The following is a 19,024-nucleotide window of genomic DNA, read 5'->3' on the forward strand; positions in this document are numbered from 1 at the left end:
GGGCAGCGCCACATCACCATCAAGTTAAGATTTTGAAGTATCTCCAAAACGAAAAAAGAATTTATTACGTAGCCATAAACATAGGTAATAATGTTTTTATTTATTAGGGAGTTCAGATAAAATACTCCAAATAAGGATATTATATTATGAAATTTTTAAAATCCCATAATTTAATTGATGATTTGCGTCATAATGGCAGTGAGAGTGATGAGTAATAGAAGAAATACAATGGAGGTTTTTAGTAGAAGAAATATAAAAAAGTGCTAACAAGTTTGCAAACAGGATTGCAAACAAAAATGCAAACTAAACGAATACTTCTTAGTAATGGTAAGAGGTAAATGGTCGCTGATATGTCCTCTAAACCCTTATATTATAACGTTTGTTAACGATGTATACTCATGCATAAAACTGACTACTTCACCCGTACACAATCTGGGAACCATGTAGTGAAGAACTTAACTACTACTGGCTCCTCGCTTGCGATAATGTCTTTCAATTCCTTTTCAGACTTGATTTCTTTCATGTTTTTCGCTCCCTTTACAATTGTTTTATTTTGTATTTTTTCAGGTGGTAATTTCATTGAAAAATCGAAACTTCTAACGAACGGTTTTATTTCCGAACAATTCGTTTGCAAATTGGTCCACCGCAGTTTCTTGAAGTCCTGGTACGACATGTGAGTAGGTGTTTAATGTGATGCCTACTCTTTTATGTTCTAAACGTTCACTTACAATCTTCGGATGAATACCTTGTTTCAACATTAGAGTTGCATGAATATGCCTTAGATCTTGGAACCGAATATCAGGAACCTCACTTTTCTTTATAAGCTTTTTCCAGAGCTGTGTCAAACTTCTGAAATTGCAAGGATTTCCGTTAATGGTAGGGCAGACTAAATCATGGTCGTTATATTCACTTCCGTGCCGTTCTTTTTCTACATTTATTTGTTCATGATGTTCTTCCAGGGCGTGTAATGTGATTTCAGGAAGTACGATTAGATGTTTCCCTGTAGAGGTTTTTGGTTCATGAAATTCTTTAGTAATACGAGAAAGGGTTCTTCTTTCAAAATCAATGTCTTTCCATTGTAAACCAAGAATTTCTCCTTTACGCATGCCGCAGGTAATAGCCAGTAAATATGCAACATAATAGCAAAGGTAAAATATATTATGTTACTGCAAATGAAGCCTATGTATATGTGAAGTGAAAATCCGACTTTTATGAGTTGGAGTTTTTATCATACTTTAGATTTTCTGCTTTCCATATTAAATACATTTTGTATAAATTATTAAGTGCTTTTTATTCAAAACCAATAACAATCCATTCATCTACATAACTCCAAAAGTTAACATTATATTTAGGCAGCCTCTTTGCTGACCAAAAGGTAGCCAAAGGTGCCTTTCTACTTGTCTGATTTATTTAAAACTTGCTATTTAATGAGAATTATAATTTGTAAAAACAATGTTCTCTTATACTTAAAGTATTCAGCATGACATTACAGTACAGACTCTCGTTCAATATCGAAAATGTCTATCTCATTTTGCTCAAATAAATCTTCAAGCTTATTTGAACCATTTTGTTGAGCAAATAAATATTCTTTTTCTGATATTGGGACGGCAAGCAACCATGCGACTTTTTTGTCTGGGAAATCAATTGTTTGCAACTGATCTTCCCACAGAAATGGTGGCACAAAAAACATATGTTTCATTTCACTGTTAGGATAATAAAACTTCAACACATCCAAAAATATTTGACCTGGATAGATTGGCATTTTTGAATTGATTACACAAAAAGCACATGTTGCTAGTACATTTGCATAATTATTATAAGTTGTTGCGCTCGCACCAACAATTTCTACTCGTAAAGACTTTCCATCTATAGATCGTCCTATTGAATGCATATACAAGCCAATAGTAGAATACGATGTAACCCCCTCACAAGGTTTATCTCCTGTTGATAAAATATCTATATTACTTATACTATTATCATCCCAATATTTAGAAACAACAGGATTACCTCCAAACGCTTTTAAAGCTGATTTAGCAATTATTTTACTTTCATTTGATATCCCCATTATACTCTCCTATCTTTCGCCAATACTTCTTAATAATTCCAGTCTCCAAAATAATCATCCGTTAAATCTTCACCTTTAGCATTATCCCAGACATCATCTCTTACGCCCTTTCTATATCCTGAAGGTCTGGTGTAAGTTTTATCGCCTGAGTCACTTTCAATACCATTTTCTTTTTTATACTTATCCCAAGTCTTACTCATTTCATCCTTACTATATTTACCTTTGTTGGCAGTTCGAAATTCATTCCATGTCAATGGGTTAGAACTACTACCACCAGAAGACGAAGAAGACTGGAATTTTTGAAGAGTATCAATACTATTTTGAATTGTATTATACTATACAAATCCACCATGTGTAACAACACCCACTCCAGCTGCTGTAAGAGCTGCATTAGCGGGAAGAACTCTTGGTGATGCTGCCCCAACAGTTACTCCTTCTAAAAATACAGTTCCAACATTAGACCCTGTTACAAGGGCAGAACCACCTAAACATTATGGAAGCTGTAGACAGAGCGATTGACCAAAATGCAAAGCGTTGGAAATAGATCAGTGGCATTCTATTCGATTGGCAAAAGAAGAATGTCAAAACAATTGCAGATGTAATCAAGCTCGATGAAAATTATAAAAACCGAAGAGGTGGTGTAAAAGCGGCAACACGTCGGAAACGCTATGGCAGTGGTAATGCAACGAGCAGAAATTATGAGGAAGAAAATGCGAGCAGAGAGCGGAACATGCCAAGCTTTATTAAGCGAGTATAAGTGCTCAAAATGCATGGATTCAGAAGTTGTTTTTTATGAAGAAGTGAATGAATTTGGTAGGAGTAAAAAAATAAGGACAAGCAGTCGTACCTGCCGTCCTCATTAGGAGAAAGATTACCCTGGATAAAAACCACGAATAATCAGAAAACACGCTCGTAAATAGTGTTAACGTAAATTTAAATATATATACAACAAAATGGGATAAGCAAAAAATTCTTATCCCAAGAAGGGTAATTTAGGAGAAATTCAAAACACCAAAATGACTCGTATTGGTAAATAGATTCGTTGATAGTATATGTGAAATGAAAAAGATTATACGAAAAGCAGATAGCTCTTTATGCTATCTGCTTACGTTGAAAATTATGTTTTCTCAAAAAACAGTAATACAGCAACTCACTTATGGGTAGTTTGTGTGAATTAAAAAAGTTTATACAAAAAAAGGGCAGACAACGCTTTTGGTTGCCTGCCGGTGGGTTGAATGAGTTAGCGAATTGCAATAAATTGCGTTCTCATTACAAGAAGAGTGAAGCCGCTAGTTCGGACGGCTTAAGGATAGTGTGGGCTAAGAAATATGAATTTATGTGAAAAATGTAATCTGTTACGTCCAAATGAAGAAATAAATAGATATTCATCAGACAAGGGAAATGGAGCATATCTTTAATGAGGTATAGAAAACTGTCAAATTGGGAGAAACCTTAAAAAGCTAGGCGACAGCTTAATCGAAGGGAGAACGGAGAATATGGCTGAAGAGAGAAACTGGGATCAAATCTGTACAAAGGCTGAGAAGTTTCACAAATTATCAACTTTAAATCAATATGCATAGTATGAAAGATGGAAGGTGAGAGTATTTACGAGGAGGGGGGGAAACGAATGTTTCCCAATTATTTTTACAATGAAATGCGAATGCGTCCTTTAGGAGGGCAGGGTCCTGCACAAAGTACAATTCAAGCTGTTCACCAGGCTATGCAAGCACAGCAACAAGCGTTACAAGCACAACAAATGCACCAAAGTATACAACCTTACTATTCATCGCAATATTATTACCCGATGTATATTACACAGGATGGAATGCTTTTTTCAGGGATTCCGCATGAAACTGTATATGGTTTATAGCAAATAATAACAGGAGACATTGCTGTTCGATGGACACTTATTCATAAATAATTTAACAAAACGCTTTTTAATTAAGTTTCAGCTTAACAAAAGAGGATCTGCCACGAATAGCAGACTCTCTCTTAAAATGGAAAAGAATAACTCTTACCTTACTCTTTTATCTGGCGAGGAGAAATGAAGGTTGTGCCAACAGGATTAGCTTTTGAGATTCCACCAGGATACGAATTACAAGTACGACCACGTAGCGGTATGACGCGTGACACGAAGCTACGAGTGATATTAGGTACGGTTGATAGTGGTTTTAGGGGAGAAGTTGATGTCATTGTTGATAACAACGAACGAGTATTGGGAGCGAATATGCAGGCTCATGTTATTGAAAGAGGGACGCGCATTGCTCAAGGCGTTATAGCGCCAGTGGAAACAGCACATTTTGTGGAAGTGGACGAGCTATCGGAAAGCCAAAGAGGTAAAAACGGATTCGGATCAACAGGAACTAAGTAATACCAAATTTGAATTTTGTTCAGGGTGAAAATTTAGTGAAACAAAAAGTAATGAATAAAAGGAAAAATCCCTGGGGGACAGGGATTCGATAAGGGAGATATTGTTGTCGTGCAATGTCGAAATTTGGCATATTCAACAAATTAATATTATCACGAATTTTTAGGGAATTGTGATAGTGGATGTGTCAAAAATGTGTACGGGTTTCATATACAGGCGTTATTTTACAATTATCTCGGCCGAGCCCTTCATAAGGAAGAAAGTGGTTTTAAGGATTTTTAAGAAAAATAAAAAGGACAGCCGATATTTGCGACTGAACTTTTTTTATAAAAAGCTTTATTTATCTTCAAGAGGTTTCATAACACTAGATGGAAGTTGATTGGTTGGAGCTAATACAGATTCTTCACTTGCTGGTTGAAGTGTTTTTAATTTTAGGAGTACACCTGCCTCTGTAGCAATTTCGTCCTCTTTTGCTTGATGTTGATGGCTTGATGTAGATATATTTTCATTCGCTTTCTCCATTTTACATCCCTCCTGATTACATGTAGGTATACAAGCGACATAATTGTTGAAAATTACTAAAGTGTTTTTTAGTATTGCACTGATTATGAATAAAATGTATTGAAAAATCTTTTAGTAATAAATGCCGTTGTAACAATAGTATAAGATAGATTTAAAATATTATGCTGGATGGGAAGAGAGATGAAAATCAAACAAAATAAAAGCTTTATTTTATAGCAAATAAAAAGAGAGAACACATATGAATGTGCTCTCAGAAAGGTAGATTTTTTATGAGAAAGGGTCTACATAAAATAATATATGCTTGTCTCAGTTAAAGGTGAAAAAAATCAACAAAAACGCTATTTTGTATGTAATAAAAATGCCATCTTTCAATGTGAGGGCATATGAGTAAGCATGTCTTATATCCATAATATATGCTTACCCTATCAAATAGTGACAAGTTAATAAAAATAAAAGAGCAGCTAGCAAAAACTAACTGCTCGGCTCCAATGGGAGACTGGAGAAAGATTATTGTATCTACAGTATTGACGGAATATTGAGTTTTATTCAAAAGAAAATGTTTATTAGGGAAGTCACACCAAAATCTTTGTTATTAGCCATATTAGATATGAATATTATTACTCTAAAATACAGAATATAGACTAATAAACAAGCTGTTTTTTATTTTTAATCATAGAATATGATGAATCCTATTATAAAGAGGAGGTAATCATATCTATGAGATGTAATTGTCATTTTAATCGCTTTCGAGATTGTGATAGATTTTGGGATAACTTAATGTTCTGTAGATGCAGACATAGAGATTGTGATGATCGTCGTTGTAGACGCGACTGTGATTGCGATGATTGTCGTCGTAGACGTAAACATGATTGTGATTGCGATTGCGATTGCGATGAGCGTCGAGAGTGGTAAAATTTCTTGAAAGAGTGCTTTTCTTCAAAGCACACTTTTTTGTTTATGGATTTTCTGAATTCTTTATTGATAGTAGTTATTTAATAGAAAGAATGTAGTTGTAATTCAATTTAAGGGCTAACAAAACAAACGAACACAACGAACAAAAATAGAGGAGGGGAATTATGGATTCTAAAGTATTTACTATGCAAATGAATGGTGAGAGTAAAGATGCAACTGCATATGGGAGTGGGATTACCAATTTAATACAGCAGAGAAAATGGTTTGTTCCTATTGGTCAAAGTCTAGAAAAAATCATTTATCATGATTTTGATGAAACATCACACATGGCAATTGGATGAAGAATTTAGTAAATTGAAAAAATATTTATAAATTGCACACCTTTTGAACTAGGCAAGCATATATTGAAGTATGGGACAAGCGTAAATCGCTTTTTTCATACTCATTGAAAACTCCTTATCACGAAAGAGCACTGTCGAGTGCTCTTTTTAATTTGGAATATATACATAGGTGAAAAAGCTTGGAGAAGTCATTTCATGCACAAAATGAAATGTGTGAAAATATAATGGGAAAATGTAGGGAAGACATAAATATTATTATTTTACAAGTGGGTATTGATGTCCGTGAATCCATGATAAATAAGATGATTCTAATATAGGTGGATGAATAATATGAATCCAAGAAATTTAACGGTTACGGGAGCATGGTTTCAAGTAGGTGGAAATACGATAGCTGCCATTGGAACTACAAGAGGGTTTATAGGAGAAGAAAATGTTGAAGAACCACTTGTAATTGTAGGTGGATCATTACAAGCTCTTGGATATATACTGCAATTGATAGCGTTAAAAGATTCCTTTGAAAAACAAGGGATGAAAGTAGAAGAAACTGCACTGAGTAAAGAGGAACAAATGAAACAAAGAAATAAATCTTTGGAGAAAACAGGGATTGAATTATTAGCTTTAGGGAATGTTTCAAATGTAATAGGAACGTTTTTTAATATACAAAAAGAAATGGAAGAGAATGATTATCTCATTATCACAGGAAATAGTCTACAGTCTATTGGTGCATTTGTAGGGGTAGAGGTGGCACTGAATGAGGAGCCTGAAATTCCATGGTTGATTGTAGTGGGTAATTCACTACAAACGCTAGGAGCTGGATTGCAAGCATTTCAAGGCATACACAACATATCCAAGGAAAACCAAATGATTGAGAAAAATGATAGAGAAAAAGAAGATGAGAGATTCGTTGGACTAATTGGTATTTGGATACAAGCAATTGGTACAGCAGTTTCAGCAATTGGAATTACACAAATGATAGAGGATTGAGTTTGAAACTTTAGCTATCGAGAAATTAGTATGAAGATTCATATGAATGGAAGGAAATATTTCATTCTCTTTTAAGGTCGGACAAGGACTTTAGGGAGGATTATTTTCTATAGCTCAATTTTTGGTAATTTAAAAGAATAAAAGATGTTTTATGGTGTAGGTTTTTCTTCTTTCCTGTCGAAGATGTAATAAAAGGGAGGTAGTAAAATGGCACAGTTTGAAGTTGGAAAAATCACTTATTTAGGAGAGAGAAAAGAAGAAATAGATTTTCGAATAGCTTATGTAAGGATTAATGACTATTTAGACTGGGAAGTCATTATACGTGGAACTACTGATAAAGATACAATTTTTATTGAAATAATGAAGAAAAATGAGCAACCAGTATTTGAATTTATTACTACTGAAGGTGAAGTTCTTCAAGGTAGGACAAAAATAGTGAAATTTATCCCGAAATTAATTGATACAGAAATTGATTTATTTGGTATTGGAAAGTTAAATGGTTATGAAATAAAAAGCGTCCAATAGGACATAGCCATCAAGTTAAGACTATGTATAATTTTCAACAAAAACAACCAACGCGTCTAATCATCTATAAATTAACAGAATCTGAACATACAAAACGATTAGAACGGCATAAAAAAGAAAAACGATGAATGCCTAAATATGCGAGTGGTATCAACTTGTTTATTACAAATATAAATGAAACTGACATGATGGCGAATAAAATTTATCAATTCTATTCTCTTCGTTGGCAAGTTAAAATTTTATTTAAAACATGGAAATCTATTTTTGGTATTCATGCGGTAAAAAAGATAAAACTCGAGCGATTCCAGTGCCATTTATATGGACAGTTAATTGCGCTATGTCCGACAAGATACTTCTCATTTGAAGGGATCGTTATCGGACTTTATTGAAGAGCACGAGATTGATGAGACGTTATTTAAATCCATCCTACGTAAGATGGATTTTGACCGAATTCAATTTGAGAAAGATATATCTTATTATTCTGGTGGACAAAAGAAAAAGCTGCTTATCGCTAAAAGTTTATGTGAAAAAGCTCATATATATATATGGGATGAACCATTAAATTTTATTGATATTTATTCGCGTATGCAGATTGAAGAGCTTATTCAACAATTTAATCCCACAATGGTTATTGTTGAGCATGATAAGGCATTTCAACAAACAGTTGCAACAAAAATTATACCTATGTAGTTCAAAGTGAATGATTAAAGATATAATCAGTAAATCAAGTCCTTAAACTATAAGGCACTTTAATGGAGTGATGAAAAAAGCCTAATTTCTCTACAATCAATTGAGAAATTAGGTTTTTTAATAGGAAAAGTAGGATACATATTAACAGAATACAATCATAAACGGGAATATGATATAAGACCATCAGGTTTTCCTACTATTCCCTTTAGGGGTGGGAGTGTCAAGTAATGATGTTATTTGTTGTATATGAAGAATTAACTATTCTTTATAATTATAGTGCAGAGCTATTAGATAAACACTTTCCTACATATAGGCCACTTGCTGCTGCTTGAGATAATGAATGAGTAATACCTGAACAATCTCCAATTAAATACAATCCAGTAATAGTTGTTTCAAACCTTTCATTGATTTTAATCGTAGAAGCATAAAATTTCCCATCAATTCCATATAGTAAAGTATCCTTATCGATAGGTTCTCCGATAAATTGTTCTAAACGTAGCAAAAATTCTTTGAGTCCTTCAATGTATAATGGAGGGATTTCTTTATTAAGATCTCCATAATCCCCCTGTAGTGTAGGTTGTATATGATTATATTTCATCATCTTTTCCAAGGTAGGTTGTCCCTTCAATAAATCCTCCAAACGCTGTACAACAATTCGATCTCGTCCTTGGTTAATTCCTTTTATAATTGTACTCGCGTATAAATTTGCTTCTGTCAGAGTAGGGAAATAACGTGGGATGAATAACGTGAAATTTAAGTTAGAAGTTCCGGTTCTTTGTTCTCGAAAATTTTGTCCATCAGGCATAACTAAACCTTCTTCATACTTACGAACAATACGCCCTTTGGGGTTCATACAATAGGTAGTTGCTGTGAAATTGTCATCTTGATAAGAGAGTTTTGTTTCAAATGTGTCTTTTAATATTGAGCGTAATTGATGTTCTTTCATCTCTACTCGAATACCTAGGTCTACACGGGTCTGCTCCTGTGCAATTTCAAGGGAAGAGCACATTTCTTTTAACCAATCCGCCCCGGAGCGTCCAGTTGCAAATACTAATTGCCTAGAATGAAATACCCCTTGATTTGTAGTAATTTTAAAATATTGTTTCTGTTTAACAATATGTTGTACGTTTATACGAAATTGGATATCTATCTTGTCACGTAAAAATTTGTAGAGTTGCTGAAAAATGTCGGTCGAAAGTGTAGTGCCTAGATGCCTTACTTGTGTTGTTAGCATTTGTAAACCACATGCCTCGGCTCTTTTGGTAATGTTTGGATTGTATGTGGAGTATTTTAGAACTGAATTTCCACCAAAACGACATAGGATATTATCTACTTCATCCATTAGTTTCATAAAAACTTCTTTACCTATTTTTTTCTCCAGTTCCCCTCCAAACCCGTTTGTGTAATTAAATTTCCCTTCAGATTTTCCTAGACCACCAAAACCAAAATATTTGTCACATGCATTACAGTTACATAATTCCCCTTGTTCTAAAGGACAATTTCGATATTCTAATGGCTTGCCTTTATCAAGAATTAAGATATTTTTGTTGCTTTGGGCTAATGCATAAGCCATAAAAACAGCGCTTACTCCAGCACCGATGATTGTAACATCATACATATTTTTTCACCTGCTATTGAATAGTTTGCTTGCTATTTTCCTAGTGTATAACAAATTTTCAACGTTTGGAAATAGCTCACATTGATTAGAGAGGTGAATGTTTTTTATCTTAATTTCCAGAAGAATCACCGTTTGTAATATAAAATACTTTAAAGTCCTATGAAAGATATATTCCCATAAAATCAATAGAGTAGATTGCTAATAGTATAAAATGCCATATTCCTGTAACAAAGACAAAGTATGTTATTCGTATAACGAAAAACATTAGAAAGAAGGAAAAGTTATGAAAAAAGTCTTACCCATAGTTGCATTAATAGGCATGATGAGCTTTGGAGCGCAAGAAATACATGTGAAAGCGGAAACTTACAAAAGTGTAGATTCTAAAATGGACTTTTGGAATTCTAAAAGAAGAGGTACGAATTTCATGAATAGTATGTCCTTACCTGAAAACTACAAAAGTGCAAAGGAAGCTAATATTGAATATGTTCGTTTAGCACCAGATAAATGGGCGAAAGATAAAGATTTCTTATTTGAAGATAAACCAGATACTTCTGGGAAAGATTTTCTCATAGGGAATGCAGATAACTATCAAGGACTAGTGAAAGAAGATGTAGCAAAATTAAAAGCAGATTTAGATGCTGCACAAGCACAAGGAATGAAAGTTGTGCTTACCATGCTTTCCTTACCTGGTGATCGCTGGCGTCAATTTAATCATAATCAAAATGATGATCGAATCTGGGAAGAAGAAAAGTATCAAGAACAAGCAAGCCAATTTTGGAAGGATCTTGCTATAGAATTAAAAGATCATCCAGCTGTAGTTGGTTACAATATTATCAATGAGCCACACCCAGAAACGGCTAAAAGTAATAGATATAATGATTTTTGGACAGAAGATTATAAGAAATGGTATGCAAAAATGGAAGGCACTACAGCAGATTTAAATAAATTCTATCAAAAGGTCGTTACCTCCATTCGTGAAGTAGACAAAGAAACACCAATTATATTAGATTCAGGTCTATACGCCACTCCTTGGGCTTTTAAATATCTGAAACCCGTCAAGGATAATAAAACACTTTATGCATTTCATATGTATGAGCCATATGAATTAACAAGTCAACGAGAAAATCAAAATAAAGAGTATCAATATCCTGGAATTGTAAAAGTAGGAGATTTAGAGAAGCCTGTTATGTGGAATAAAAAGGGGTTAGAAAAATTTTTACATCCTATTCACCAGTGGTCTAAGAAAAATCATGTACCATCTAATCGAATTATTGCTGAGGAATTTGGAATTAATCGTACTGTTCCAGGAGCCACTCAATATATGAAAGACCTTATTTCTATATTCAATCAAAAAGGTTGGCATCAATCGTTCTACGCATTTCGTGAAGATACTTGGACAGGAATGAATTATGAACTCGGAACAGGAAAGATAAAATGGGACGAAGAAGGTAGGCCAATACGTCAAGAGAATCCACTTTGGGATGTATTGAAAAATGATTTACAATCTCACAAGAAGTAAAAATGTCATCAGAGTAAAAATGGGTGGCACCAGATTATAAAAAAGAACGCTTTCCCACTTTTGGGATTGCGTTCTTTTTTGTTAATAATTCAACCTGTATCACCGTCGGCTAAACTTTGTATAAGAGTAGTAACTGTTTGAGTTCCAACTGAAGTATGTGTGCTTACTGTTAGAAATGTAATCAACAGCATTCCTAATAATACTTTTTTCACTTTAACGCCTCCTTTTTAAAAATTTCTTTTTTAGCTTCATAACTTAAATAGAAATATTTGCTTCCTTGTTCAAAATTTCCTTCGTTATGAAACTGAACTGCTAATGCCTCGGTATATTCTTGAACGTACTCCCATAATCTTTCTGTTTTAAAGTAGTCCATTCCTGCTAGTACTCCTTTTTCTAGTTTTTCAGCAGGAGATTTTTTGTTCATTTCTCTTAGGATTGTAAAGCGATATTGATACTCTTTGTTACCTAAGTCATTGCAGATGGTTAACCCTTTTTCGATGAGTTGGGATGCAATTTCTTCTTCTTTTAGTTTGACATGTTCTTTTGCTTTAACAAAAATTGCTTTGTAATGATGAGGCTTCTTCTCAACAACTTCTGATAAATATCGAATTGCTGAACTAGAAATATTTTGACTGGCATACATTAAACCCAAATTATGACGAACTAATAAGATTGCTTTTTCATTTTCTTGCTTTTGGAATGTCCCCATTGCCGTAATAAAATATTCTTCAGCAAGTTCAAATTCTCTTAAATGTGTACAAGCTAAACCTAATAAATTATCGCAATAAGCTGTTTTGAGTTCATAACCAGTGTGTTCAGAAAATATATCTCTAGCTTTCGTCCCATACTTTATGGCTAAGAGTGCTTGGTAAATATGATAATGATATGTTGCTAAATTATAGTAAAATTCAGCTTGTTCAAGTTCATCAGAGATGTGATTAAGTAATACTTCAGCTTTATCATAGTGCTCTTTAGCAAGATTATAATTACCGATTGCGTTAGAATGAATAGCTTTATAAAAATGATAGTAGTAAGCTAGGGAATTATCAGTTGGCATATCAAAGGATTCAATTTTATCAAAACTATTTTTTGAAATACTCAAATTATCTACTAAATAGTTATATCCGAAATCTAGCAGGTAATAGTAGAGTAATAAGCTTGAGTCTGCCTTTTTATTGGGAATAAGAGTATCAATTTCTTCTTTTAAACGATGAGAATTATTTATATTACGTGAACGTATTTCTTGATACCAATTATTTAATAGTTCTTTAATTTGTTCATTCCCCTTAACTTTGACATTCATGAAAACCCCTCCTTTTTCGAATATTCTTATAAATAATGATAGCAGGAATAAAGTGTAATAGAAATTAAGTTTCTATATTTCTCAACATTTGTCTAACAGTTTTATTTTTAAAGCAACAAATAACCAAAAGTTATGTTTATTGACACGCCCCCCTAAAAGTGGGAGCGCTGTCGCACCGTAGTGAACTTTCTCGTTCGGAACATCTGTAATCGGTTAAATCTAGAATAATAACGAAATTTCTAAGAGATTCAAATGTGGGAATATGGGGGGAATGAGGAAATCTAAAAGGGCAAATACATTAGTATTATTTTCTGATCATACAAAAGGTATTTACGATGATCGTTGGAATGAAGATATACTATATTACAGGGGAATGGGGAAAGAAGGGGATTAAGTTCTAGAAGGAAATCAAAACAAGACTCTACATGATTCTAATGAAAATGGAGTAGGCGTTTATTTATTTGAAGCGTTTGAAACAGATAAACATATCTTTATGGGGCAAGTAAAGCTTATAGAGCAACCTTTTCAAGAGATTCAGGAGGATACGCAAGGAATCAATAGAAAAGTATGGGTTTTTCCAATCCAGTTATTGGCTAGAAATGTAGTACTTCCTCAGAATATTGTTCAGATTCGACAAGAGCAAGAAATGAAAAAAGCAAGAGGATTAAATTATGAAGAACTAAAGGACCGTGCTACAAAGGTAATATCTATTAGTAACAAACGATTTACAAAAACGAAAACATATCAGCGTAATGAATATGTAGCTGAGTTGGCTAAGAGGCGTGCACAGGGTATATGTGAATTGTGCGAACGGCATGCTCCTTTCAAAGATAAATAAGGGAATCCATATTTAGAAGCTCATCATGTAAAATGGCTATCGGATGGTGGGGAAGACTCGATTTATAACACTGTTGGAGTATGTGCAAATTGTCATCGCAAGTTACATGTGTTAAATAAAAATGAAGATGTTGCGAAATTAAAGAAAAAGCTAGAGCAGAATAAAACGGGAAGATGAGATAACGCAAAAGAATGAAACGATATCAAGGAAGTGATTAGCGATGAAGAAAAAAGTATCGGTTGTTGGAGCAGTAATATTCAATGAACAAAATGAAATACTATGTGCATTACGTTCTTCTACAATGTCATTACCTAACTATTGGGAATTTCCTGGTGGGAAAATTGATGAAGGAGAAGCGCCGGAAGAAGCACTATTACGTGAGATTAAAGAAGAGCTAGGTTGTTTTATTACTGTAGGTGAAAAAATAGAAGAAGTTGAGCATGAGTATGAGAATATTATTGTTCATCTAACTACATATAAAGCATACATAGAGTCCGGTGTGCCTAAAGCACTTGAACATGCAGAACTCAAATGGGTTAATGTTAATAATTTATTAGAGCTAAAGTGGGCCCAAGCGGATATTCCGACTGTAGAGGTCTTGTGTTTATAATTTAAAATGCTGGGTCTATTATAACGAAAAAGAAACCGGATTTGTACTGAACTGCACCCCAATAGTTAATTGTGTCTAACAATTGGGGTGCAGTTCAGTAATCGGAGTCGGTTTTATTTATTACATAGCGCTTGTATATTTACCTACCGTACATGCTATGTGCGATAGAGTACCTCGTAAAGGGAGGTGTTTTTTGTTTAATCGAGACTTCACACCCACTTTACACTCGGTTAATATCCATCTGTTGAAATTTTACATGTAAGGCGAAAAACAAACGTAAAAGGAGGGAGGGCTTAATAATGGTGCAAACACATTCGAACTTATACGAAATATCAATGTCAGGCGGACAGGAGTTAATGTGGTATAACGTGGAGGTCAAACAAGGTAAGCATACATACGAATTCGAAATCTATCGAGTGAGTGATACCATTTCGGTGTTTTATGTAGATCAGTTCGAAAGACAACTGACGATAGCTAGTACCGAAGAGATGCTGATGATGTTAGTTTACGAGGAAGACAAGATGCGTTATAGAAACATCGTAGGGGATGCGGAGTGGTTATTTACTGGACGGTATACATAATCATCGAGGAATGACGAGTGAAGAGGAATCAGCGTTTTTGTACCTGAAGGAAAATGTATTAGATGAAATGGTAGCAAAATTGGAAGCGTAAAAGAGAACCGCCTATATAGGCGGTTTTTTGTTTCGTTAGTTTCATGTATCTAATGATATATGAAACTAACTGATAATGTATTTAACCAAAATACTGTGAGTAAAAAAATAAAATGAGGAAAATTAGTGTTTTACCTAATAATCTATTAAGTAAATCTACAGGAATAAAGAGTTCACCCAGTGTAATGTTTTTGAGATTATTTAAATTTTTCTTTTTTAATAAACCTTTTAACGTTTGAAAATCTATCTTATTTGAAAAAGACCAACCTGGCTTAGCTTTTGTATCTGAATTTACTTTAAAAATAACATGAATACCATAAGATTTTATACCACTTATATTTAATAATAGAATGAACCCTAAGATGATAAACCAAGTCATTTTGAGCACCTCGCTTTGATATTTAATATTATGATATTAAATGCGTTGAGAAAGTGTGCTGTTGTCCATGAAAAATGTTGCGAATTTGTTGCGATTATGTTGAGAATAATATGATACTACTATTGATTTTGAAGGCCGAGAAGACTTTCGAAATTTTATTTTGCTAGGCACCTGAAAAATCCGTGTATCAAAAAATAACTTTAGGTCTTAAAAATGCTGTATCGTTAGAAAATTATATTATAGGATTAAAACAAGTTTTACTAAATGTGAAAAATATCCAAGAGCACCCAGCCTCTACACTAGCAACGTTTCTCGAAAAAGGAGCGTGACGGTTCTCAAAAGAAATTGAAGAAATGTATCCATCACCGAAAAATGGATTAAAATCCTTTGTACAAAGGGAACTTTTATCTGGTAGCTAACAAATTAAAGAAATTCTTGGTGAACTTTACATTGAGAAATATTGAAAATGGGAGTGATTGAAAATGGCATATCTATTACAAGTTGATTTTCCGTTTGAAGGTCCTTTTGGTGAAGAGATGGCAAAAGCATTTTGGGATTTAGCAAATAGTATTAACGAAGAAGAAGGGTTCCATTGGAAAATATGGACAGAGAATCAAGACACAAAAGAAGCTGGAGGTATCTATGTATTTGAAGAAAAACAAGATGCTGAAAAATATGCTGAAATGCATAGAAACAGACTTCAATCGTTTGGTGTTAAAGATATTAGGGTAAGAATTTTTGACATCAATGAAAAGCTAACCAAACTTAATTATGGTTATGTTAAATAATAAGGAATACGGCACGGCATTCTCGACAGTTGAAGTAAGGGAGTGATTATTATGAAAGGGGTTAAAAGAAAAAATATAATTATCTTAGTATGTCTATCGGTGTTAGGTGGCTTAATATTTCTTTTTACATCTAATAAAGATTCTAAGATTGACGATTTTCCTGTACCGATGTCAGCCATTTATATTAAAGAGGATATATAGTATTATTCCTATAAACAAAGCTAAGGGATGGGAATATCTTGGTGAAAATGGTCATACTATAGAATTTCAAAAAGGTAATAGAAAAATAATTATTTTGCATCTACCAGAGGATAGAAATTATTATTTATTGGAATATTTTAAGAGCGTGTTTTGATCAATCTTTTTTTAAAACAGGCTCTTTCTTTTTGTTCGTTTTTCAAGGTTATTTGCATTAATTTGAACAAACTTTATTCTAAAACAATAGCTTAAAAAAGTAATGTGTCTAACTTTGGCTTTTGTTTTGTTACTCTATCTTTATGTATTTGGCCAGATTGCGGAGTGACGGATTGCGCAAATAATGGAAATTTGAAATCATTTGGGGTACCGTCATATGCCCATCAACTTAAGAATATCAACTACCCTCAATTGTACAAAAACGTTATTCTTTCTAAACAAGGTTATTAGAAAGGATGACGCCTTTTTGTATTTAAGGGTATTAAAATCTCTTAAGGTGAGGGTATGTATGATGATTGGTTGGTTGATTTTGCCACATATTAGGTGTTTTTTACGGAATATTCAAAATAACATCTCGATGGCATAATATTATATTGTTTATATTTACGAATGCTTAACATTGGATTAATCCGATATTTACATTATTTAGGTATTCTAAAGAAGTAAACAAGTAACAAAAAATACAATGTGAATAGGAGGGAACTTAAATCGATTCAAATGACAGAAGTTGGGCATAGTGTAAACTTATTTGAATTTTTTATTTAATAAAAATCTATCAATCATTATATAAAAATAACCTAGTATCCTTATTGATAAGTAGGCTATTTTAATAATGATAGTAAATAAAATGGGTCTATCGATGTGTTTTTATCTGAATTTTCTAATTTGATTATTTCAACTTTATGATGATAGTAGGAGGGAATTTTGTGTGATAGTATGTGTGGTATAAAGTATAGAAAATTCTGAAAAGGGGATGTGGATTGGATGTTCAAACTACTGTGAAAAATAAAGTTACAGAACTATTAAATCATTATTTTCATCGAGTGAAGGTGAATCTTGTAGAAGAGGAAAATTAAAGAGAATTATATGAACATGAATTGATTAATGAACTATTCCCGTTGTTTAATGTTGCAGGAAATGACAACATGAATAGAGATTTTCTAATTCGCTTTAGTTTATTTGTAAGGGAGATTATTTCAGAGCAAGAACAGAAAATGAAAGAACTTGAAAAAACAAGAGATGAAGAGATAAATGTATTTGATTTAGTAGAGCGAAAAAAGATAATGAACTTTATGATTAGTTGAAGTTTGAATTGTATTAAAGTTTAAATAAAAATATTTAGAGTGATTAATTATGTCCAATAAAGGGGTCCCATGTACGCAAAAACATCCGTTTTAGTAAACTTAAGGAGATCGTTTTTATGAAAACTACCGACTCAAAAAGTCTATGGGGAAATACAATTTATTTACAAGTTTTCTCTGCGTATTCACTGATTATGCTCGGAGTATTTATTGACATGTTAGCCATTATGACCATTGTTGGTTTTGAATGGAATGTAGACCCCACCATGATTGGATTGATTCCCGTTGCGTATGCACTTCCTGGAATTTTATTTAGTTCATGGGCAGGTGTGATTGCTGATCGCTTTAGAAAAATTCCAATTATGATGTTTAGTAATCTTATGGTTGGTCTATTAACAATTGTTCTTTTATTTGTCCAAAATATTCATTGGCTATTGTTAGCATTAATGATTCGATCCATTTTTACCGTTTTCTATTATCCTGCACAGCAAACACTAACACGACAAATTGTATCCCCTGATTTGCTTACCAAAGCGGTAAGTATCAACGGTATAGTTGAGCAAGGAACCAAGATAGTGGGTCCGCTTATAGGAGGAGTGTTATTGAGCTGGTTTCAGCCAGAGTTTTGTCTTGTAATAAGGGCAATATGTTGTTTACTAGCTGTTTTGGTTTTATTGCCCACAATAAGGTTTAAGGAATCTCTGTCAAGAGAACATATAGAAAAGCAACAGCAAAGTACTTGGACTGCTTGGTTACAAGGTTGGAGTTATGTATTATCCAATCGGATGATATTATCAACCATGATTTTCTTTACAATAGGTATGGCAGTATTACAATTAGTAGACTCGCAGTTCCCTACTTTATTTAAGAGTTTGTTCCCAAATGATAAGAGTAAAATGGGATATATCATTTCTATTATTGGTATTGGGGGAATACTTGGTGCATTCTTAACACAAAAAATAAAACATTTTCAATACGGTTGGGTAGTATGTGGAGGCATTGCATTAATGGGAATTGGCTTTGGTGGAATTAGTCTGATAAGTCTGACAAGTCCCGGTACATCCCTTATTTTTGGCTATCTGATTAGTTTTATCGCTGGTATTGGAAGTGGACTTATGCTTGTATCCAATCAAGTCATTCTGCAAATAGAATCTCATCAAGAACAGGTCGGAAGAGTGTTTGGAATTCAAAGCAGTTTAGCAAATGCAGTCCTCATCATTTCTCCAGCTATGAGCGGACCACTGGTTCATCTTTTCGGAGTAATTCAACTCTATCTTTATGTAGGTATTGGGCTCATCATCATTGGAGTAATTGGGGTTTCATTACAAAAATATTTTTGGGTTAAACATGAAAACGAACACATAAAAGTAACTAATCTTTGAAGGGAGATTTCTT

General features: G+C 33.5%; 20 protein-coding genes and 9 pseudogenes. 18 read left to right on the plus strand and 11 right to left on the minus strand.

Annotated features, from left to right (window positions below):
* Positions 1 to 418: 418 nt before the first annotated feature.
* The 6 genes and pseudogenes from ACM6HU_RS17445 to ACM6HU_RS17470 form a co-directional block, all read right to left on the minus strand.
* A pseudogene (locus ACM6HU_RS17445) lies at positions 419 to 580 on the minus strand (thioredoxin); the annotation flags it as partial.
* 16 nt (positions 581 to 596) lie between these two features.
* Positions 597 to 1,106, minus strand: coding sequence for a site-specific integrase (locus ACM6HU_RS17450; protein ID WP_016114772.1), 510 nt, complete (start codon positions 1,104 to 1,106; stop codon positions 597 to 599).
* Between the two features lie 184 nt (positions 1,107 to 1,290).
* Positions 1,291 to 1,380: pseudogene (locus ACM6HU_RS17455) on the minus strand (SMI1/KNR4 family protein); the annotation flags it as partial.
* Between the two features lie 106 nt (positions 1,381 to 1,486).
* On the minus strand, positions 1,487 to 2,065 hold the full coding sequence (locus ACM6HU_RS17460) for a suppressor of fused domain protein (RefSeq protein ID WP_016114773.1): 579 nt from the start codon (positions 2,063 to 2,065) through the stop codon (positions 1,487 to 1,489).
* A gap of 29 nt (positions 2,066 to 2,094) precedes the next feature.
* Positions 2,095 to 2,205, minus strand: a pseudogene (locus ACM6HU_RS17465) (hypothetical protein); the annotation flags it as partial.
* 129 nt (positions 2,206 to 2,334) lie between these two features.
* Positions 2,335 to 2,553, minus strand: a pseudogene (locus tag ACM6HU_RS17470) (hypothetical protein); the annotation flags it as partial.
* A gap of 1,139 nt (positions 2,554 to 3,692) precedes the next feature.
* Between ACM6HU_RS17470 and ACM6HU_RS17475 the strand changes: the two are divergent.
* Together ACM6HU_RS17475 and dut are read left to right on the plus strand one after the other, a co-directional pair.
* On the plus strand, positions 3,693 to 3,935 hold the full coding sequence (locus ACM6HU_RS17475) for a DUF3947 family protein (RefSeq protein ID WP_016114774.1): 243 nt from the start codon (positions 3,693 to 3,695) through the stop codon (positions 3,933 to 3,935).
* A 153-nt stretch (positions 3,936 to 4,088) separates the two neighbouring features.
* Positions 4,089 to 4,436 (plus strand): annotated as a pseudogene (gene dut, locus ACM6HU_RS17480) (dUTP diphosphatase); the annotation flags it as partial.
* A 333-nt stretch (positions 4,437 to 4,769) separates the two neighbouring features.
* On the opposite strand, the gene ACM6HU_RS17485 reads toward dut, so the two are convergent.
* Entirely contained in the window at positions 4,770 to 4,955 is a 186-nt protein-coding gene (locus ACM6HU_RS17485; RefSeq protein WP_016114776.1) for a hypothetical protein, read from the minus strand.
* A 717-nt stretch (positions 4,956 to 5,672) separates the two neighbouring features.
* Between ACM6HU_RS17485 and ACM6HU_RS17490 the strand changes: the two genes are divergently transcribed.
* From ACM6HU_RS17490 to ACM6HU_RS17515, 6 genes and pseudogenes are all read left to right on the plus strand, one after another.
* Positions 5,673 to 5,867 carry a hypothetical protein gene (locus ACM6HU_RS17490; protein ID WP_080118966.1) on the plus strand — a complete coding sequence of 65 codons (195 nt, stop codon included), beginning with the start codon at positions 5,673 to 5,675 and terminating at the stop codon, positions 5,865 to 5,867.
* A 164-nt stretch (positions 5,868 to 6,031) separates the two neighbouring features.
* A complete protein-coding gene (locus ACM6HU_RS17495) occupies positions 6,032 to 6,208 on the plus strand; it encodes a hypothetical protein (protein ID WP_016114778.1) in 177 nt (58 codons plus the stop codon).
* Between the two features lie 330 nt (positions 6,209 to 6,538).
* Positions 6,539 to 7,192, plus strand: a complete 654-nt coding sequence (locus ACM6HU_RS17500) for a DUF6944 family repetitive protein (protein WP_016114779.1) — start codon at positions 6,539 to 6,541, stop codon at positions 7,190 to 7,192.
* 207 nt (positions 7,193 to 7,399) lie between these two features.
* Positions 7,400 to 7,717 (plus strand): hypothetical protein, encoded by a 318-nt coding sequence (locus tag ACM6HU_RS17505; RefSeq protein WP_016114780.1) that lies wholly within the window; start codon positions 7,400 to 7,402, stop codon positions 7,715 to 7,717.
* Between the two features lie 32 nt (positions 7,718 to 7,749).
* Positions 7,750 to 8,058 (plus strand): annotated as a pseudogene (locus ACM6HU_RS17510) (transposase); the annotation flags it as partial.
* Positions 8,054 to 8,407: pseudogene (locus tag ACM6HU_RS17515) on the plus strand (ATP-binding cassette domain-containing protein); the annotation flags it as partial. The pseudogenes ACM6HU_RS17510 and ACM6HU_RS17515, both read left to right, overlap by 5 nt.
* A gap of 271 nt (positions 8,408 to 8,678) precedes the next feature.
* Here ACM6HU_RS17515 and ACM6HU_RS17520 read toward each other — a convergent pair.
* Positions 8,679 to 10,025 carry an NAD(FAD)-utilizing dehydrogenase gene (locus ACM6HU_RS17520; protein WP_016114783.1) on the minus strand — a complete coding sequence of 449 codons (1,347 nt, stop codon included), beginning with the start codon at positions 10,023 to 10,025 and terminating at the stop codon, positions 8,679 to 8,681.
* Positions 10,026 to 10,308: 283 nt separating this feature from the next.
* Between ACM6HU_RS17520 and ACM6HU_RS17525 the strand changes: the two genes are divergently transcribed.
* A complete protein-coding gene (locus ACM6HU_RS17525) occupies positions 10,309 to 11,544 on the plus strand; it encodes a glycoside hydrolase family 5 protein (protein ID WP_016114784.1) in 1,236 nt (411 codons plus the stop codon).
* Between the two features lie 89 nt (positions 11,545 to 11,633).
* Here ACM6HU_RS17525 and ACM6HU_RS17530 read toward each other — a convergent pair whose 3' ends face one another.
* Positions 11,634 to 11,756 (minus strand): hypothetical protein, encoded by a 123-nt coding sequence (locus tag ACM6HU_RS17530; protein ID WP_016114785.1) that lies wholly within the window; start codon positions 11,754 to 11,756, stop codon positions 11,634 to 11,636.
* Complete coding sequence (locus ACM6HU_RS17535; RefSeq protein ID WP_016114786.1) at positions 11,753 to 12,847, minus strand: hypothetical protein; 1,095 nt, start codon at positions 12,845 to 12,847, stop codon at positions 11,753 to 11,755. Before ACM6HU_RS17535 ends, ACM6HU_RS17530 begins: the two co-directional genes overlap by 4 nt.
* 271 nt (positions 12,848 to 13,118) lie before the next feature.
* On the opposite strand from ACM6HU_RS17535, the gene ACM6HU_RS17540 reads away from it, so the two are divergent.
* The 5 genes and pseudogenes from ACM6HU_RS17540 to ACM6HU_RS17560 all read left to right on the plus strand — a co-directional run bounded on the left by ACM6HU_RS17540 (position 13,119) and on the right by ACM6HU_RS17560 (position 14,876).
* On the plus strand, positions 13,119 to 13,241 hold the full coding sequence (locus tag ACM6HU_RS17540) for a hypothetical protein (RefSeq protein WP_016114787.1): 123 nt from the start codon (positions 13,119 to 13,121) through the stop codon (positions 13,239 to 13,241).
* A gap of 99 nt (positions 13,242 to 13,340) precedes the next feature.
* Positions 13,341 to 13,685, plus strand: coding sequence for a hypothetical protein (locus tag ACM6HU_RS17545; RefSeq protein WP_016131402.1), 345 nt, complete (start codon positions 13,341 to 13,343; stop codon positions 13,683 to 13,685).
* 54 nt (positions 13,686 to 13,739) lie between these two features.
* A pseudogene (locus ACM6HU_RS17550) lies at positions 13,740 to 13,862 on the plus strand (HNH endonuclease); the annotation flags it as partial.
* A gap of 43 nt (positions 13,863 to 13,905) precedes the next feature.
* On the plus strand, positions 13,906 to 14,295 hold the full coding sequence (locus tag ACM6HU_RS17555) for a (deoxy)nucleoside triphosphate pyrophosphohydrolase (RefSeq protein ID WP_016114788.1): 390 nt from the start codon (positions 13,906 to 13,908) through the stop codon (positions 14,293 to 14,295).
* A 299-nt stretch (positions 14,296 to 14,594) separates the two neighbouring features.
* On the plus strand, positions 14,595 to 14,876 hold the full coding sequence (locus ACM6HU_RS17560) for a hypothetical protein (RefSeq protein ID WP_016114789.1): 282 nt from the start codon (positions 14,595 to 14,597) through the stop codon (positions 14,874 to 14,876).
* Between the two features lie 172 nt (positions 14,877 to 15,048).
* Here the strand turns inward: ACM6HU_RS17560 and ACM6HU_RS17565 are convergent, their stop codons facing one another.
* Positions 15,049 to 15,345, minus strand: coding sequence for a hypothetical protein (locus tag ACM6HU_RS17565; protein WP_016114790.1), 297 nt, complete (start codon positions 15,343 to 15,345; stop codon positions 15,049 to 15,051).
* Between the two features lie 482 nt (positions 15,346 to 15,827).
* Here ACM6HU_RS17565 and ACM6HU_RS17570 point away from each other — a divergent pair, with 482 nt between their 5' ends.
* The 4 genes and pseudogenes from ACM6HU_RS17570 to ACM6HU_RS17585 all read left to right on the plus strand — a co-directional run bounded on the left by ACM6HU_RS17570 (position 15,828) and on the right by ACM6HU_RS17585 (position 19,011).
* Positions 15,828 to 16,133: a monooxygenase gene (locus tag ACM6HU_RS17570; RefSeq protein ID WP_016114791.1), complete on the plus strand. Its 306-nt coding sequence runs from the start codon at positions 15,828 to 15,830 to the stop codon at positions 16,131 to 16,133.
* 51 nt (positions 16,134 to 16,184) lie between these two features.
* Positions 16,185 to 16,488, plus strand: a pseudogene (locus tag ACM6HU_RS17575) (hypothetical protein).
* Positions 16,489 to 17,425: 937 nt separating this feature from the next.
* Entirely contained in the window at positions 17,426 to 17,632 is a 207-nt protein-coding gene (locus ACM6HU_RS17580) for a hypothetical protein (RefSeq protein ID WP_154214632.1), read from the plus strand.
* A 116-nt stretch (positions 17,633 to 17,748) separates the two neighbouring features.
* Complete coding sequence (locus ACM6HU_RS17585) at positions 17,749 to 19,011, plus strand: MFS transporter (RefSeq protein WP_016131403.1); 1,263 nt, start codon at positions 17,749 to 17,751, stop codon at positions 19,009 to 19,011.
* The last annotated feature ends 13 nt before the right edge of the window (positions 19,012 to 19,024 follow it).

It is taken from the genome of Bacillus sp. IT-79MI2, assembly GCF_949768135.1.
Taxonomy (GTDB): domain Bacteria; phylum Bacillota; class Bacilli; order Bacillales; family Bacillaceae_G; genus Bacillus_A; species Bacillus_A pseudomycoides.

Coding starts and splice junctions, on each gene's coding strand:
- ACM6HU_RS17505 (WP_016114780.1), top strand. CDS start 7,400: ATGGCACAGTTTGAAGTTGGAAAAATCACTTATTTAGGAGAGAGAAAA.
- ACM6HU_RS17565 (WP_016114790.1), bottom strand. CDS start 15,345: ATGACTTGGTTTATCATCTTAGGGTTCATTCTATTATTAAATATAAGT.
- ACM6HU_RS17570 (WP_016114791.1), top strand. CDS start 15,828: ATGGCATATCTATTACAAGTTGATTTTCCGTTTGAAGGTCCTTTTGGT.
- ACM6HU_RS17490 (WP_080118966.1), top strand. CDS start 5,673: ATGAGATGTAATTGTCATTTTAATCGCTTTCGAGATTGTGATAGATTT.
- ACM6HU_RS17525 (WP_016114784.1), top strand. CDS start 10,309: ATGAAAAAAGTCTTACCCATAGTTGCATTAATAGGCATGATGAGCTTT.
- ACM6HU_RS17475 (WP_016114774.1), top strand. CDS start 3,693: ATGTTTCCCAATTATTTTTACAATGAAATGCGAATGCGTCCTTTAGGA.
- ACM6HU_RS17495 (WP_016114778.1), top strand. CDS start 6,032: ATGGATTCTAAAGTATTTACTATGCAAATGAATGGTGAGAGTAAAGAT.
- ACM6HU_RS17540 (WP_016114787.1), top strand. CDS start 13,119: ATGAGGAAATCTAAAAGGGCAAATACATTAGTATTATTTTCTGATCAT.
- ACM6HU_RS17545 (WP_016131402.1), top strand. CDS start 13,341: ATGGGGCAAGTAAAGCTTATAGAGCAACCTTTTCAAGAGATTCAGGAG.
- ACM6HU_RS17535 (WP_016114786.1), bottom strand. CDS start 12,847: ATGAATGTCAAAGTTAAGGGGAATGAACAAATTAAAGAACTATTAAAT.
- ACM6HU_RS17450 (WP_016114772.1), bottom strand. CDS start 1,106: ATGCGTAAAGGAGAAATTCTTGGTTTACAATGGAAAGACATTGATTTT.
- ACM6HU_RS17555 (WP_016114788.1), top strand. CDS start 13,906: ATGAAGAAAAAAGTATCGGTTGTTGGAGCAGTAATATTCAATGAACAA.
- ACM6HU_RS17485 (WP_016114776.1), bottom strand. CDS start 4,955: ATGGAGAAAGCGAATGAAAATATATCTACATCAAGCCATCAACATCAA.
- ACM6HU_RS17500 (WP_016114779.1), top strand. CDS start 6,539: ATGAATCCAAGAAATTTAACGGTTACGGGAGCATGGTTTCAAGTAGGT.
- ACM6HU_RS17560 (WP_016114789.1), top strand. CDS start 14,595: ATGGTGCAAACACATTCGAACTTATACGAAATATCAATGTCAGGCGGA.
- ACM6HU_RS17460 (WP_016114773.1), bottom strand. CDS start 2,065: ATGGGGATATCAAATGAAAGTAAAATAATTGCTAAATCAGCTTTAAAA.
- ACM6HU_RS17520 (WP_016114783.1), bottom strand. CDS start 10,025: ATGTATGATGTTACAATCATCGGTGCTGGAGTAAGCGCTGTTTTTATG.
- ACM6HU_RS17585 (WP_016131403.1), top strand. CDS start 17,749: ATGAAAACTACCGACTCAAAAAGTCTATGGGGAAATACAATTTATTTA.